Below are 15,032 nucleotides of genomic sequence, written 5' to 3' on the forward strand. Positions count from 1 at the left end.
AAGCATCCTGTTATCATCGAAGCAGCAATGGCTACTAACGTTTCGGCACAAGCGCGCGCGCAATCTACTTCATTTCCGACATTGGTCCTGATCGCTGGATGGCTCATTCCCGGTGCAGGTCATCTGCTGCAGCGCAAATGGATCCGTGGCGGCCTCCTGATGGTCTCGATCGTCGCGATGTTCACCATCGGCCTCGCCCTCAAGGGCAAGATCTACTCGCCCAACACCGGCGACCTGCTGGACATCCTCAACTTCGCCGGCGATCTCGGTAACGGATTGCTCTACGTCCTCGCGCGCATCTTCGATCTCGGCCAGGTCACCGTTCAGGTCGCTACCGCCGATTACGGCACCAAGTTCATGGTGGTGGCCGGCCTCCTCAACATTATTTCCGCCGTCGACGCGCACTCGCTGGCGACCGGGAGGAAGCGCTCGTGACCATCTCTCACTTCGGAGCAGTCCTGCTCTTCTCCCTCTTCACTTCGATCGTCTTCGGTATTACGCAGCGCTCCGAACCCCGCACGATGATCCGCTTCGGCGCCTTCTGCTTCGTTCTCTTTGTGGGCGGCACGATCGCAGCCAGCTGGATTATGTGGCTTATCAAGCACTGAGCGGAGACTGATCAAGCACTGGCCTGCGGGCACTGACCTCCGGGGACTGATCGCATCTCTTCCTGCGCTGAACGTTGCATTCAACACCCCTTTGCCATAGGCTGGATGTGGCACTCAAGTTCTTCGCGCACCATCACGGTGTCGCCCAATGAAGAATGCGGGAGTGGCGAAATGGCAGACGCACTTGGTTTAGGTCCAAGCGGAGAAATCCGTGGGGGTTCGAGTCCCTTCTCCCGCACCAATATCTGAAAGCAACCCAACCCCCGAAAGAGATTCGATGAGCCAGCAGAACCCCAATCAGCCCCAGGACAAGCAGCCCCAGCTCAAGCTCACCAGCACCGCGGACTATCGTGACGGCTACGCCAACAGCGTTCAGGTCCGCATGAGCGTCTGGGACTTCTTCCTCGTCTTCGGCACCATGAGCCAGGACAACCCGGAGGAGTTGAACGTGAAGAACTTTCAAGGCATCTATCTCAGCCCGCAGCAGGCAAAGGCTCTCTGGAACGTGCTCGGCCACAATTTGGCTCAGTACGAGCAGACCTTCGGCTCCATCACCCTCGAGCAGCTTCCCCAGACCGAAGGCCCCATCAACTAAAGCGTGCGACCCCAACGCAGCACTGAAGAAGACGGGCAACGAGCTTTCGAGAACATCCCTCTCTGGATGCTCTATCCGCTCTTCTTCGTCGCCGTCTACCTCTCCCACTTTCGCCTCCTTCGCCTCCCCTACTTCTGGGACGAAGGAGGCTATTACATTCCCGCTGCGTGGGACTTCTTTCGCACCGGCACCCTCATCCCGCAGAGCACCGTCACCAACGCGCATCCTCCGCTGCCTTCGATCCTCCTGGCCGCCTGGTGGCACCTCTCCGGATACGTCGTCAGCGGGACTCGCACACTGGTCTGCATGGTCGCCGCAGTTACTCTGCTTGGTGTTTTCAAACTTGCAAAGACGCTGACGACCGCGGGAGTTGCGGCGGTCACAGTCGTACTCACCGCGATCTATCCCGTCTGGTTCGCACAGAGCACACTCGCTCACGCCGACATCTTCGCTGCCGCCTTCAGCCTCTGGGGCCTCGCCTTCTACTTCAACCGCGAAGGCGCTGCTGAGACACCGTCGAGACTCGGCTTGAATACGATCTATGCCGCGGCAATGTTTTCTCTCGCCGCTCTGTCTAAAGAAACATCTATTGTCACACCAGCAGCGCTCGCCCTCTGGGAAATTGTCCTTCTTCAAAAAAATCGTCGCGAGACCTCGTTGCGCAGACTCCATTTCTGCTGGATCGTCGCACTGCTAGCCCCGATACTGCCGCTTGCCGCCTGGTATGGATATCACTATCGCCACACCGGCTTTGTCTTCGGCAATCCGGAGTTCCTTCGCTACAACGCCACCGCAAACCTCGACGCCTATCGCATCGTCCTCTGTCTATGGCACCGCTTCCTTCATCTCTTCGCACACATGAATATGTTCGTCCCCGTCGTATGCACGATCGCCGCGATGTTGATCCCCGTCGCTGCCACTAACTCGCGGTCCCCCATCTCTCGCCCCGCACTGAAAGCCATCGGCGTAATCCTGCTCGCGAACTGGATCGCATTCTCCGTCCTCGGGGGCGCGCTCCTCACTCGCTATCTGCTGCCGATGTATCCGCTCATCCTGCTCGTCTGCGTCAACACCTGGTGCCGCCGCATCCCCGAGCGATGGCCTCTCCTTGCTGCCCTGAGCGCTGCTGCATTCCTCGCCGGCATCTGGATCAACCCGCCCTACGCTTTCGCGCCTGAGGACAACCTGACCTATCGCGACTTCATCGTGCTGCATCAGCAGGCGATCCGCTTCATCGACCTGAAGTACCCTCAGGCCACGGTGCTCACGGCATGGCCCGCAGTCTCTGAGCTCAACCGCCCCGAACTCGGCTACACTAATCACCCCATCAAGACGACTCCCATCCAGAACTTCTCCCTCGATCAGATTCAGAGGGCAGCCGCCGATCCTGGAAGTTACGATGTTGCGCTCCTCTTCTCCACAAAATGGGCTCCCCCGGCAAACCGCGTCAACCTCGGTCGCCAGAACGAGTCCGCGGACACAAAGTACTTCGACTTCCATCGCGACCTTTCTCCGGCCGAAGTCGCGATACTCCTTCACGGCGAAGTCGTCTGGCAGGGGCACCGCAAAGGGGAGTGGGCGGCCGTCCTGCACTTCCCCCGCATCGTCGAAGCAGCGCTCCTCCCACTTCAAAAACCAGGGGATAGCTATACAGTAGGGAAAATTCACCCCCCACTGCCGATTTCACCCGAATAAGGAGGAGCACGTTTCTCGGCAGCAAACTGAACAACGCTTTGATCGTAGCCTTATGATGAACTCGGCGCATCGACTACTGCGATCAAATGGCAAATCCCGAACATCTCACCAAACTGAAAGAAGGCGTAGCGGTCTGGAATCAACGTAGGAAGGAAGATCGCGATGTTGCGCCAAACCTGCGGGAGGCTGATCCTGGTGGAACGCACGCCGGTTTGCATGCTATCCCGGGACAGAAAACTCAACTAAAGGCGGAGCACATAGCCAAAAGGCAACGCCTGCACCATCTCCTCGTAATCGGTTTCTTGTTCATTGCAGTCATGCTCGTTTTTGCTCCAACACTTGAAGCACAATACGTTGACTCAGGGACGTGGTTCGGGGGCTCAATGACGGGGAAGCTTCCGCAGTCGATGAACAATCCGAAAGGTTCATGGCGGCTATGGATGGATGGACAGTTGCGGCTTGGAGACGACTCGAGCCGTTTTTCACAGGGACTGGTGCGACCGGGTTTCGGCTATTCGCTGAATCAAGCCTGGTCGCTTTGGGTTGGCTATGCCTACGTCCGCACGGACCAGCCATATGCGCTAAAACCGTCGACTGAAAACCGCATCTGGGAACAGATCAGTTGGCAGCATCTTGTCGGCAGTACGGACCTTTCGTCGCGAACGCGTCTAGAGCAACGATTCCATAGCGCCGGCAGCGGCACTGGCGTGCGTCTCCGCGAAATGGGCAAGCTGATACAACCGCTGGGTGTGAAAAAGATCTGGCTGATTGCGGTGTACGACGAAATATTCGTCAACATGAACAGCACCAACTTTGGAGCCAGGTCAGGAGCGGACAGGAATCGGGCCTTCATCGGCCCGGGCATCAACCTCAGCAGATCGATCCGCACAGAGTTGGGCTACATGAATCAATATACCTTCAACAACAACGGTCCCGACCGGGTTGACAACATCTTCTCCGTAAATGCCTTCTGGAACTTCTCCCACAGTGCACCTCCTGAGGAGTGAGATACCGCGGAAGGGTTCCTGCACAGTCAGTTCCTATTGCAGGGGGTGAACTGGGTTGGAACAACACTCGGAGTTATGTCACGTGGTAACGCGTGAGACGGTCGAAGAATTCTCTATTCCGCTGCTGGAGATTCATCGGCTGGCGCGGTAGGCTCCGATTTCAATGCTCCGCTGGCGATCTGCTCCTGCATGTATACCGCCGCCTTGAGGCGGATATAGATGTCGAAGATGATTTTTGATCTTGCTACATCTTCCAAGGTGATTGGCCTTGTGAACGTTTGTGTTTTCACCTGAATTACGGCGTTCGCACATTCCTTCAGCATCCTCATGAACTCTTCGGAAGTAGCGAAACGCGTGAATACGGCGTTGACCGATGCCTCGTAGGTTTCCGGTTTGCCGTCCCAATCTTCATAGGTCTTAAGAGCCATATCGAAGCACTCCATAAAACCAACGACTAGATTGTGTTCGAACTGAAAGAAGATGTCGTTCTTCGCCATCATGCCCAGCATGCTGAAATAGCGGTGGTAAAACACCTGTTCCTGCTCCGATGCCTTTGCGACCTAACCGAAAACCATCGGCATCTGGCGTAGCAAGTCATCTTCCTTGAGAGCCATGTGGCCCCATGAAATCCGAAGCTCCGGAACGCGTTCGATGATGACCTGGTGGTCGGTCTCAAGATCGGTGATCGTCTCATAGAAGCGAGAAGTGAAGGTGGGTAGATACCACCAAAAGAAACCGCTCGTAGAGATGTTCAGAGCAGACACGAAGATCATGACACTCTGCATGCCCATGCCCCACAAATTCCCCATCAGGATGTTTTTGCCAATTGTGAATTCGACTATCAGCTCGTTTCTGTCCGAAGTGTGAATCAGCTTGATCTTGTCGATGTCTTTATTCCAGCCTGTGAGCTGGTTGGGCCGGATTGAGTGCGACCACGACTTAAGCCGGATACGTAGCTTCCACTTGTCGGTGTATTTCTCCTCTCCTTCGGGTCGCTGACGTTGCATTTCGATCTGTGCCTGCTCCATTGCCTTGCGAGCCTGCTCCTCGAACAGCTCACGCAGCCAGCGTATCCAACCCGTGCGGTTATCCTGCAGCTCGATCTGCTTTTCAATGCTCTGCTTCGAGAAAATGAACGGCTTCATCTCCGGGTTCCGCGTTGCTAAGAAGAACCACTGCATGTCAGACCGTTCCTGCTCATCCAGGTCCCGGTATCGCTTCGCTTTTTCCATCTCCAGACGCGATTCTGTCAGCCTAACGAGGCGGCCAGCACGTTCTTCGGTGATTTCATCCTGGGCGTTCGGATATGCGGGATCGAAGTAGAGCGTCTGCAATCTGGTCTCGTGAATACCCTTGGCTAACTCCATATGTTTCGGGATCGTCCGCCAATTGGCCTCGATTCCGAAAGCCGGTAGCCAGATAGCCCAGAACAGCTTTCGTTCGTGGTCCTCCATCCATTTGCTGAGACGCGAATCTTCCTGTTCTGGCTCGTCTTTCGGGTCCACCGACTCGATGAAGATCAATCCGGCTTTGCCAATCTCTTCCATGGCGAGCGCGGCGAGGTGGTAGGCGACATGGTACTGCCCCGGGGCCATCACGACCTTTGCGGAACTCAGCAGCCTCTCGGCATTCAGCAGACAGGCATTTAATATTGGTTCAATTTCTTCAATGGTTGCCATGCAGAGCATTGTAGAGCGGCTGGGCGGATGAGCTTTTCTTCCACTTGCCGATCATTTTGCTCCCAATTCGCTGTCTCGATCTGGAAAGAGTTTTGAACATGAAGCCAAAGGAGGACACGCCGTCTTTCTAATCTGCAGAGCGATCTCACACAATGATGGCGCACTCCGCCCGTGCTTATGTCTTCGGGCAATTCGGTAGTCCATACCTGTTCGACGCGCGACGCTTCAGCGAATTGCAGCCGCGCTCACGCAATTGCCATAGTGATTGGTCTCAAATGTTGGGGGGCGGACTGCTCCAACGTGGGGTCGAATCTGTCGACTAACAAGGGCACTCTCTACAGCTCATATATATCTAATTACTTCTGATCAAGCTTTGCAAAAAACTTCCGTATGTCGGCAACCAAGAGATCGGGCTGTTCCAGAGCCGCGAAGTGTCCGCCCTTCGGCATGCAAGTTTTTTGTACTATGTTGTAAGTCTGGGTAATCCAGCTAAACGGCGGGACAGCCACTTCCTTAGGAAAATCCGCATACCCCACAGGAGTCTCCAGGTGTGGTGTTGGCACGATTTCCTCAATAGTGAGCCGATTCTCACGATAGATTCGCATAGCGGAGCCGATCGTGCCGGTTACCCAATAGAGCGTAACATCGGTTAAAAATGTGTCGCGATCCACAGCCGTAAGGAAATCGCCGTTGTTGTCCGTAAGCAGTTGAAATTTGCCAATCATCCAGGCCAGCCACCCCACTGCGGAGTCAGTAAGGGCGTAGGCAAGAGTCTGCGGTTCACTGGCTTGGAGGAAAAAGAAGCTGCTCTCTTCCCGGTCAAAGTAGGAATACCGTTTCCGCTCCGCATCGCTCATTTTCGCAACGGCTTCCTGGTTCGGCGGCGGCACGTAGATGAGGTTCAGATGCAACCCGATCACGTGTGTTGGCGCCTGGTAAGCCATGTCCTGGGCTATTGCCGAACCCCAGTCACCACCTTGTACGCCGTACTTGGAGTAACCCAAACGGTCCATCAGAACAACTAGAGCCGTTGCCATACGCTGCGGGCCCCAGCCACGGGCTGTGGTAGGTCCGGAATATCCAAAACCAGGAAGCGAAGGAATGATTACATCAAATGCCGGGCTGTTTTTGTCTTTGGGCCGGGTGAGCGGCCCAACGAGCTTCTCAAACTCCAAAATCGAGCCGGGCCATCCGTGAATCAGCATCAACGGTATGGCGCCGGGGCGAGGAGATCGCTGATGAATAAAGTAAATCTGCTGCCCATCAATTTTCGTTGTGAACTGGTCAAGCTGGTTGATCTTCGCTTCTTGCGCACGCCAGTCGTAACCGTTCTGCCAATAGTCCGCAAGTTCCCGAACCTTCTTGATGTCGGCGCCGTACTCCCAGGTCGTCCCCGGAAGTTGATCGGGCCATTTGGCATCTGCTAAACGGCGTTTAAGATCATTTAGAACACTGTCGGGAACATGCATTTTGAATGGCCGGATTGGAACAGGTTCAAGCTTCTTAGTCGCTTGAATCTGTCCGAGTGCAATTGCGGAGTGTAAAAGCAACGCGACCAGAAGTAACCTCTCAACCTGCCAGCCTGTCCTTTTCGCTTTCTCGAATCCAGTTTTCATCATGCTCTTGCTTCACTCAATGATTCCGAGGTTGCCCTCAAATGGCCATCCTTATATCTGATCCGGCGTTCCTAGACAACAGCTGTTGACGAGCGTTCGCCGACATCTGCGGTGCGCTCATTGAAAAGCCGTGAGGCGTGCCGTTTGACACGTCTCACGGGCTCGTGTTCCCACCCCTGCGTTCCGTCGCGTCTGGGTAAACCTGGGAGAGTTCAGACACATACGCGACGGAACGCAGACCTTTATCGCTGGAGTCGGGCAGGTCCGAATCTCTTAGAGGAGTGATTGCAAGCATTCGCGCGTAAAGCCAAATGCGGGTGTGTACGTGCGTAGTCTGCCATCGAGGCGCCGATGCGTATGTCTGCCGGGGTCAAAAGGAAGGCATGAATTTCGCCCTTATGGGGGCCGTTTTGCACCGTTGCCATGCCTGAGATTTGTCCGAGCTCATTGATATTGCTAGCTGCGATTATAAGGAGGTTGGAATCGTCGGGAATTACCGTATTAAGGTCGGTGATCACATCGTCCTGCCAGATGAAGCCGTGGGACCAGTCGCCATTCGAGTCAAAAGTGCTTCCCACCACCTGACCCCGGTTGTTGATGCCGGTGGCAAAGGCGGCAGAATCTCCCGGCAGAAGTTTGAGGCTTTTGACTTCGCCATCTGCGCCCTGCGGCCAAAATGCGGCAAAGTAGCCTGCAGCACTGCCGATTTGCCCGACGATCTGACCGCTGTTGTTAATGGCGTATGCGGAACTGAAAACTCCGTAATCCTTAAGCGGGAAGACAGTCTTGTCTTTCCACACTACGGCGTGAGCCTCGGTGCAGTTTCCTGAGTAGCCTACGGCGTGGCCTCGTTCATTAATCCCGTTCGCAAAACCGTCTTTATCGCTTCTACTTGCCAGAGGAAGAGCTTTGACGTTGCCTCTTTCCCACAACGCCGGCAAGATAATTCGATTGTTCGTCACGGTGTCTCCGCATGTGGAGTCCAGGGCACCGTCTTCGGCAAATCCGACGATTTGTTCGCGGTTATTGATGGCGTTGGCCCACCCATTAATTCCGCCGAGCGTGGGAAGAGCACTCATGTGGCCTTCTCGCCAAAGAAACGGAACGCACTCAAGATGTGTGCCAAAGCCGCAAAGGTCTTCGCCGTTCGGATCCGGCACAGCTGTTTCGGAGAAACCAACGGCTTCCCCGAGGTCGTTGATCCCGCCATAGTCAGTCCAACTGTTGGCGTCGGGTTTTCCAAGCGTGCCCAGGTCGATGTTGAATCCGTAGATGCTGATCACGGCGCGGCCGCTTGCAATTGTCGTAGACGTACTTGTCTCAGGAGGGTTTACGATCCCATCCATGTTCTCCGCCCACCCTAGATTGTTGAGGCCCATGACCATCGCGAAGTTGTTCGTATTCTTGTTATTGCCCAAGTCGGTCATTCTGTAGCTCTGTTGAGCGAATGCATTGCTGAAGCAAGCCAATGCAATCGTTGTCACCCACAGCGTCCGGAATTTCAGCAACTGTATAAGCATGTTCATATCTCCTCTTTTCCGCCAGTAAAGTTGTGTTGCCGAGATGATTGGTGTATTACGTCAGGTACCAGTCGGCGCTCTGACAGTTAGCGTGCTATTGACAGCAGAATTGGCTCACAACTTCACGGATTCCTGTTGAGTGAGAAGTGCATGTGGTGTTCCACGTTCAGAACGATTACGTGAGACTACAGGCCCAGCTCTTCAGAGTCCGAAAACGACTGGCGAACTAACAGCCTCGTTCAAATTGTGTTCAGAGCCTAGCTCAATGAAGTTGATAAGCCAGGCCTAATCTGCTCGGCGATTGAGAAATGCGATGAGCCGAGGGTTTCGTGCGTCAGGGCGAGGAATGCCGATCCACACTTTTAGCTAAAATGCTATGCATGAATCGACAGAATGTCCTGAACTTGCGGTCCTTCTGGCAAATCCAGATCATTGGATGGTGCTGCTTTTATCTCTTCCACCTTCTGGAATCCATTCATGCGTTTTTGACTAAGCGTGTGTTCTTCCGGGAGGAGACGGTGCCTGTCTTCTTCATGTTCCTGGGAAGTGTTATCCTGCGCCCTTTTTGCCGTTGGCTGCTGAGACAATCGCGGTCCTGGATCGCATTTGAATTGAAGGGAGCCGCGGCGGCCATGGTCACATCCATTCCCGTAGCTTGCGCATCCGGCCTCATTTTGCAGAATTTCAATCATGTGCCGTGGCACGCTCTGGTTACGGTTTGGGCGTGGTCATTTTTCATGCTCTTCATGTGGTGCAGTCTCTACTTCAGCATTAAGCAATGGCAGCAATCGAGCATGGAGAACGAGCGGCTACTTCGCGCAGAGTCTGCGCTCAGAGAGGCGAGGCTGCTCGCACTTCGCTATCAGTTGAACCCACACTTCCTGTTCAATTCGCTCAATGCCGTCTCAACTCTCGTTCTGGATGGAAATGCCCCTGCGGCCACGCGCATGCTGGCACAGATCGGAGACCTTCTGCGCACAAGCCTGGACTCCGAAGTCACAGCAGAGGTGACGCTTTCTCAGGAACTGGCCTTTACCGAAGGCTATCTGGCGATCGAACAAACGAGGCTCGGAGGGCGGCTAAAAGTCGATATGGCTATTCCATTCGAAACGCGGGATGCCCTGGTGCCGAACATGGTGCTGCAGCCGCTCATTGAGAACGCAGTGCGCTACGGAGTGGCGCCGTTGATCGAAGGTGGATGGATTGCGATCAAGAGTGGACTCGATGACGACAGGTTGCGAATTGTCATCGGGAACTCCGGACGGCCTGGTGAAGGCAAGAAGAAGAATGGAAATGGAATTGGTCTCGGAAACACAGCGGAGCGCCTGAAGACGCTTTATGGAGCGAATTTCGAGTTCTCGCTTGGGTGGCCTGAGGCAGGCGGTTGCGAGGTCGTGCTGGAATTGCCGTTACGCAGGACTCGGAGCCTGCTTGAGGCTCCACCGTGCGCGCTCTAATCGTCGACGACGAGCCCTTGGCGCGTCGTGGCGTCGTTCTCAGATTACGCAAATTCAGGGATGTCGAGATTGTTGGGGAATGCGCAGATGGGCAGTCCGCAGTGCAAAGAATTCTGGAACGATCTCCCGATGTTGTGTTCCTCGACATCCAGATGCCCGGAATGGACGGTTTCGAGGTGGTGCGGGCCTTGCCTGCAGAAAGTCTGCCCGCATTCATTTTTCTCACAGCGTATGAGCAACATGTTTTGCGGGCATTCGATGTTCATGCGCTGCATTACTTGTTGAAGCCAGTGGACGACACGCGCTTCGCGGCAGCTGTTAGTCGAGCTCGTGATCTGGTCGACTCCGCATTAAAGGCCGACATGGCACAGCGGGTCATCAAAATGCTGGGCCGCACCTCAGACGGATTCGCATCCCGGTTCACGGTGCAAGCTGGATCTCGCATTCAAATCGTCATTGCGGAGGATGTTGAGTGGGTTGGGGCTGCTGGTGATTATGTTGAACTCCACGTCAACGGTCGTTCGTACCTGTTACGCGAGACGATGGTGTCTCTCGAACAAAGGCTCGACCCGGCAAAGTTTATCCGCATACACCGCTCCCGGATTGTGCAGACCAGAGGCATACTGGAGCTGCGATACATCGAAAACCGCGAGTTCACAGTGAAGCTTTCGGACGGCTCGGAGCATCGCTCGAGCCGCACCTACGCGGATCGACTTGAGCGCTGGTTGTCATCAGGTAGGGTCTGCCAAAAATAGGCTAACTCTGAGCCGACTGACCAACGGCAGCTGCGATCGTTCACTCCAAATGCGGTCATGGATTTCCTGATGCACGAGAGGGTCAAGACGGGGTTATCGAAATAAACATATTGAAAATTCCTGACAGTCAGTTCTTATTGTAGGGGGTGAATTTTCCCCGCTCTATAGCTATCCCCCACTTCAAAAACCCTGGGATAGCTATAGGCTAGGGAAATTTCACCCCCCTCAGCTCACCGAAGTTCAATTGACGACGACCTTGGGATGTTTACTGAACTAGTGACCCGTCGCTCGTGACCTCTTTGTTAGGGAGCTGAGATTTCTTGCCCGTAACTGATTTCTTTTTTGCAAATGTAGCGAGAAGATGCTTTCTAAGCGCTTCAGCGAGATGGGGTCCTTTAGCGGCTTTGTCATCGCCACCGAGTTCTTTGAACTTCTGTGAAGTCCACTCGTATCCGTTGACCATAACGGTCTCAGTGACGGTAGCTACATCCAAGTCAGCGATTGCCTGCCTATTGGGTTTCACACTCCCAATTGCTGCTGAGGCTGAATACATTGCGAGGTAGTAGAGCAGATTCAAATTGTCAGCCCGTCTAACATCGCTTTGGTCCGACAAAAACCTCTGCGCGCGCTTCACTATCTCTACACATTTTGGGTAAAGGTTCACTGGGTATTTGTCGCTGAAGAGCTCTTTATAGTTCTTCTCTGCCACGGTTCCCGGTCTAGCTCTCGCATGATCGGGCTGCTGTAAAACGATGGCAGTGACAGCCTGGGCCATGAAGGGAATCGTGATAATCTTTGCCGCTGGTTTACCTTGGTTGCGATAGAAGTTCTTGCGGCGGTCATAGAAGTAGCCCGCAGTCTTCAACGCTGTTTCGATTGTGCGTTGAACCTTCTCAGTTGCATGGAGATTTATGGCGTCGATTTTCGTCTGACTGTTTGTGGCGTTGATGATCCGATCGGAGGTGTCATCTTTGCTGTTGACGATTACCTTTACCATAATTGTTCGCTGATCCTTTTTATCCCCTCCATCATTCTTGAAATGGTGGAACAACTCGTACGAGGTCTGTAGCCCATTGACGATCATTGGGCTCTCGATCTGCAATGCTCCTGCCTTCAACGTCGCGTCTGAAGCAATGATCGTGACGCCGTTGTTCAGCCACCAGAAATCATCACCTCCAGGATTAGACAATGTTGTCTGTATGCCCTTGTTCACCTTTACATCGGGCGCATGATCGCGGACGTTGGCGTCGAAAATGTATTCCAAGAGCTGCTCGTCTACGTCACGTGTGATGAACTTGTAAAAGTCCGGAAGCGTATCCGGCAGGTATCAATCGAGACCGATTTGCATTGCTAACGTCATTTACCAAGAATCGTGACGCTTGGATGAAAGCCGACTGCATCAATGTTCACGATAAAAGTCATCATTCACTTGCGTTCACACAAACACCTCAATTTGACAAGGTGATCCCGCAAACTTTCGGCTACATATTGAGGCTCTATCCGTTTCATCCCGAATCTAAATCATTTGCACCCGATGGGTCGCCGTGCACTGCAGATACACGAGGGGTTTTACAACGGATGCATGTCACTGCCATGCGAGCGCGCTACATTGGCAAAGAGACGGATCGAAAGTGGGAACATGGCGATGACTTCTCACTACTCGCGTTCAAACCGGCTGAATTTGATGACTTGGGCCAGATTGTGAAAGCTGACGCAGGATTGATCGAACGAATCAGGGGAGTGCCCATTAAAAGTTTGGTCCGCATGGCAAATGTCGATCGCAACACTATTAGGAAAGTGCTTCGGGGTGCATCGGTTCGGGGCTCTACGATTCAGCGAATCGTCGCTACGCTACAGTGAAGCAACCTGAGGTACGTCTTGTTGGCTTTAGGGTCACCGTAATCTTGTGGAGACAAACCAAAGTCGTGATTCAGTCGATTGACTGAGGAAAACTGATACAACCCTTCGGGTTACCCGCAGAGCCACCCGTACAATCTGCGAGCAGGCTTCACGACTCTTGTAGCGCGACCACAGCCGCATAGGCTGAACATCCCCTTCGCGTCGCTCTTCCAATAACGCGATAAACGCCTACCTTTGGTATACTCCACATCACTCTACATGACCACGGACTTGAAAAGTGTTGTGTCAGGCGCTCGGCGCTGGTTGCGCCGGTTCTGGGAAGACCTAGTGGATAGGCGTACTGACCTTACGCCAACCGCCGACGACAAGTCCACGGAGTTGACAGTGTCCGGATTTGTAACGCTCTTGACTGGTGCTGCAACCCAGCTAGGTGCGCTGTCGGACTGGACGGACCGCGTCTTCTTGGGTTTCGGAGGTGGATGGGCTTTAGTCTCGAAGCTAGCGGCCCAGCTTCTTGCTATCGGGCTGGCATACCGTGTGATAACTGAGACAAGAGTAATCAACTCAGATTCAACGTATTCGATATCTCAACATTCTTACTTCAGTTCGGGATCGGAGCGTCTGGCGGCCAAGGCTCTTTTTGCTTTTGTGTTGCTTTTTAGTTTCCCGGCCATCATTTATACGGAACTTATAAAGGGGCTAACAGCCCCGCTGGTTTTACACGGCACATGTGTGTGCAGCGGAAGTCTAACTCCGCTCACCCGGGCCATCGTTCAATTGAGGGATCGAGAAGGACATGACTTGCTTCGTGGTCCCGAATTGCGAACCGATGATGATGGCGTTTTCAACGCAGAACGGACAGCCCGTTGGCCCATCCCATACCTCTTCGTGTTTGGCGAACCAGCGAAGGAATACGTCTCATTCTTTCGAGAAGTGAAGAGTTCAGATGGGGGCGTGCAAGTTCAAGTGGACTGCAAAGGAGAAAAGCGATGAAACTAACGCGCCGCGGTTGCGTCACGAGTGGCTTGGGGGTGGTAATCGAAAGCCTGATATTAAGCGCTAAAGGCTCATTGGCTTTCAACTATTTGGTTTCTGAAGCGAACGGACCCTCTGTTGTCGTCAGCTTGGAGATCGTCGACGAGAACAACCGGAAGATTAAGGGCGCTGTGCTGATCATTCCCGACGGTATTCGTCCACAGGATTTTGGCCCTGAATTACTTCGACAAGTTAGCGAAGGCACTCAGGGGGTCTTTGACTCTGGAGACGAACCTCGAACGTTGATCCTCACCGACCCACCAAGTAAATACGGTATCGGAGCTAATCTTCCGGTGTCAGTGATCACGCCGAATTACCGGACCCACCGGATTAATGTGGGGCCAATACCGTCTGGGACATCCCCAACAAAGTCTTTCCGCCCTCCGATGGAGCGCGTCAAATTGAAGCAAAGAACATCGGTTAGCATCAAAGTGATAGCCCAGCCTGGAGGAGAAGGCCGATTCGTCTTTGATGTTCTTGTTCAAAACGATGATGAGTCAGCCGTCTACCTCGAATGCCTGAGAGCGGAATTACGGCGTGGTAGCGCAACTGGAGGTCTTTCGGCGGAAGACCGTGTCGAAGACGTACATATCATTAGCGTAGATAAGTCGGGCGTTGCAACGTCCTCGCTCCGTGGTCGAGAGATAAGTCCGGACGTAAGAGCGTTTTTCCCTTACTCGAGTAATCCCGATCCGATGATTATCGAGTCAGAGTTTCTTCACGAAGTTCCGCAAAAGGACAATCGTCGATACAGGATCGACTTTGGAGTATCGCCCGATTTTTTTAGAGATCATGGATTCGATCAAGCCCCTCGCGCGGATGCTTGGAAATCTTCTCAAAGATCAGCTGACTCGCGGAAAGAAGACTCAACTGAGCGGATAAAAAAGTTTTACCGCTATATCAGCGTTAACGTCAGCGGACACTTCAAAGATGACAGCGAATTGTCTGAGTACAACAAGGCGGAAAATGAAGCGAAAGGGTGCGATTTCTATGTACGACCAGCCGGCAGATTCTATGCTGATGGCGTCCTGGAATGGGCACAGTGACATATTAGGGGAACCACTCCTGATAGACGCTCTTATCCTCACGAAACTCCCGGATGGTCGGCAACTCGGAAACAGCCTGCCGACGTTCCGACCTGACGTTATAGTTCCTGACAAAGCGGGGTCTTCGGCAACTACGGGATCGAACATGCCGATAAGCTC

15 protein-coding genes and 1 tRNA gene are annotated in these 15,032 nt (G+C 53.7%); 11 read left to right on the forward strand and 5 right to left on the reverse strand.

Going from position 1 to position 15,032, the window contains the following annotated elements; translation table 11 throughout:
* Nucleotides 1-27: 27 nt before the first annotated feature.
* From HDF12_RS17120 to HDF12_RS17145, 6 genes are all read left to right on the forward strand, one after another.
* Entirely contained in the window at nucleotides 28-435 is a 408-nt protein-coding gene (locus HDF12_RS17120; protein ID WP_179585296.1) for a DUF6677 family protein, read from the forward strand.
* Complete coding sequence (locus HDF12_RS17125; protein WP_179585298.1) at nucleotides 432-608, forward strand: hypothetical protein; 177 nt, start codon at nucleotides 432-434, stop codon at nucleotides 606-608. Before HDF12_RS17120 ends, HDF12_RS17125 begins: the two co-directional genes overlap by 4 nt.
* Nucleotides 609-765: 157 nt before the next feature.
* Nucleotides 766-849: transfer RNA gene (locus HDF12_RS17130), tRNA-Leu, on the forward strand.
* 36 nt (nucleotides 850-885) lie between these two features.
* Nucleotides 886-1,203 (forward strand): DUF3467 domain-containing protein, encoded by a 318-nt coding sequence (locus tag HDF12_RS17135; protein ID WP_179585300.1) that lies wholly within the window; start codon nucleotides 886-888, stop codon nucleotides 1,201-1,203.
* A 66-nt stretch (nucleotides 1,204-1,269) separates the two neighbouring features.
* Nucleotides 1,270-2,898 (forward strand): ArnT family glycosyltransferase, encoded by a 1,629-nt coding sequence (locus tag HDF12_RS17140; RefSeq protein WP_179585302.1) that lies wholly within the window; start codon nucleotides 1,270-1,272, stop codon nucleotides 2,896-2,898.
* Nucleotides 2,899-2,984: 86 nt separating this feature from the next.
* On the forward strand, nucleotides 2,985-3,905 hold the full coding sequence (locus tag HDF12_RS17145) for a DUF2490 domain-containing protein (RefSeq protein WP_179585304.1): 921 nt from the start codon (nucleotides 2,985-2,987) through the stop codon (nucleotides 3,903-3,905).
* Nucleotides 3,906-4,018: 113 nt separating this feature from the next.
* Here the strand turns inward: HDF12_RS17145 and HDF12_RS17150 are convergent, their stop codons facing one another.
* The 4 genes from HDF12_RS17150 to HDF12_RS17165 all read right to left on the reverse strand — a co-directional run bounded on the left by HDF12_RS17150 (nucleotide 4,019) and on the right by HDF12_RS17165 (nucleotide 8,726).
* Entirely contained in the window at nucleotides 4,019-4,438 is a 420-nt protein-coding gene (locus HDF12_RS17150) for a hypothetical protein (RefSeq protein WP_179585306.1), read from the reverse strand.
* A gap of 27 nt (nucleotides 4,439-4,465) precedes the next feature.
* Nucleotides 4,466-5,584 carry an AbiV family abortive infection protein gene (locus HDF12_RS17155; protein WP_179585308.1) on the reverse strand — a complete coding sequence of 373 codons (1,119 nt, stop codon included), beginning with the start codon at nucleotides 5,582-5,584 and terminating at the stop codon, nucleotides 4,466-4,468.
* 356 nt (nucleotides 5,585-5,940) lie between these two features.
* Entirely contained in the window at nucleotides 5,941-7,203 is a 1,263-nt protein-coding gene (locus tag HDF12_RS17160; RefSeq protein ID WP_179585310.1) for an epoxide hydrolase family protein, read from the reverse strand.
* Between the two features lie 239 nt (nucleotides 7,204-7,442).
* Nucleotides 7,443-8,726 carry a hypothetical protein gene (locus HDF12_RS17165; protein WP_179585312.1) on the reverse strand — a complete coding sequence of 428 codons (1,284 nt, stop codon included), beginning with the start codon at nucleotides 8,724-8,726 and terminating at the stop codon, nucleotides 7,443-7,445.
* A gap of 374 nt (nucleotides 8,727-9,100) precedes the next feature.
* Here HDF12_RS17165 and HDF12_RS17175 point away from each other — a divergent pair, with 374 nt between their 5' ends.
* Together HDF12_RS17175 and HDF12_RS17180 are read left to right on the forward strand one after the other, a co-directional pair.
* Nucleotides 9,101-10,177, forward strand: a complete 1,077-nt coding sequence (locus HDF12_RS17175) for a sensor histidine kinase (RefSeq protein WP_218892491.1) — start codon at nucleotides 9,101-9,103, stop codon at nucleotides 10,175-10,177.
* The gene (locus tag HDF12_RS17180; RefSeq protein ID WP_179585318.1) at nucleotides 10,165-10,932 is read left to right on the forward strand and encodes a LytR/AlgR family response regulator transcription factor; all 768 of its coding nucleotides are present in this window, start codon (nucleotides 10,165-10,167) and stop codon (nucleotides 10,930-10,932) included. The genes HDF12_RS17175 and HDF12_RS17180 overlap by 13 nt, the downstream gene beginning before the upstream one ends.
* Nucleotides 10,933-11,197: 265 nt before the next feature.
* Here HDF12_RS17180 and HDF12_RS17185 read toward each other — a convergent pair whose 3' ends face one another.
* The gene (locus HDF12_RS17185; RefSeq protein WP_179585320.1) at nucleotides 11,198-12,196 is read right to left on the reverse strand and encodes an AIPR family protein; all 999 of its coding nucleotides are present in this window, start codon (nucleotides 12,194-12,196) and stop codon (nucleotides 11,198-11,200) included.
* Between the two features lie 119 nt (nucleotides 12,197-12,315).
* On the opposite strand from HDF12_RS17185, the gene HDF12_RS17190 reads away from it, so the two are divergent.
* The 3 genes from HDF12_RS17190 to HDF12_RS17200 all read left to right on the forward strand — a co-directional run bounded on the left by HDF12_RS17190 (nucleotide 12,316) and on the right by HDF12_RS17200 (nucleotide 14,873).
* Nucleotides 12,316-12,792, forward strand: a complete 477-nt coding sequence (locus tag HDF12_RS17190; protein WP_179585322.1) for a hypothetical protein — start codon at nucleotides 12,316-12,318, stop codon at nucleotides 12,790-12,792.
* 384 nt (nucleotides 12,793-13,176) lie between these two features.
* On the forward strand, nucleotides 13,177-13,785 hold the full coding sequence (locus tag HDF12_RS17195) for a hypothetical protein (protein WP_179585324.1): 609 nt from the start codon (nucleotides 13,177-13,179) through the stop codon (nucleotides 13,783-13,785).
* On the forward strand, nucleotides 13,782-14,873 hold the full coding sequence (locus HDF12_RS17200; RefSeq protein ID WP_179585326.1) for a hypothetical protein: 1,092 nt from the start codon (nucleotides 13,782-13,784) through the stop codon (nucleotides 14,871-14,873). The genes HDF12_RS17195 and HDF12_RS17200 overlap by 4 nt, the downstream gene beginning before the upstream one ends.
* Nucleotides 14,874-15,032: the final 159 nt, after the last annotated feature.

It is taken from the genome of Tunturiibacter gelidiferens, from assembly GCF_013410115.1.
GTDB classification, from domain to species: Bacteria; Acidobacteriota; Terriglobia; order Terriglobales; family Acidobacteriaceae; genus Edaphobacter; species Edaphobacter gelidiferens.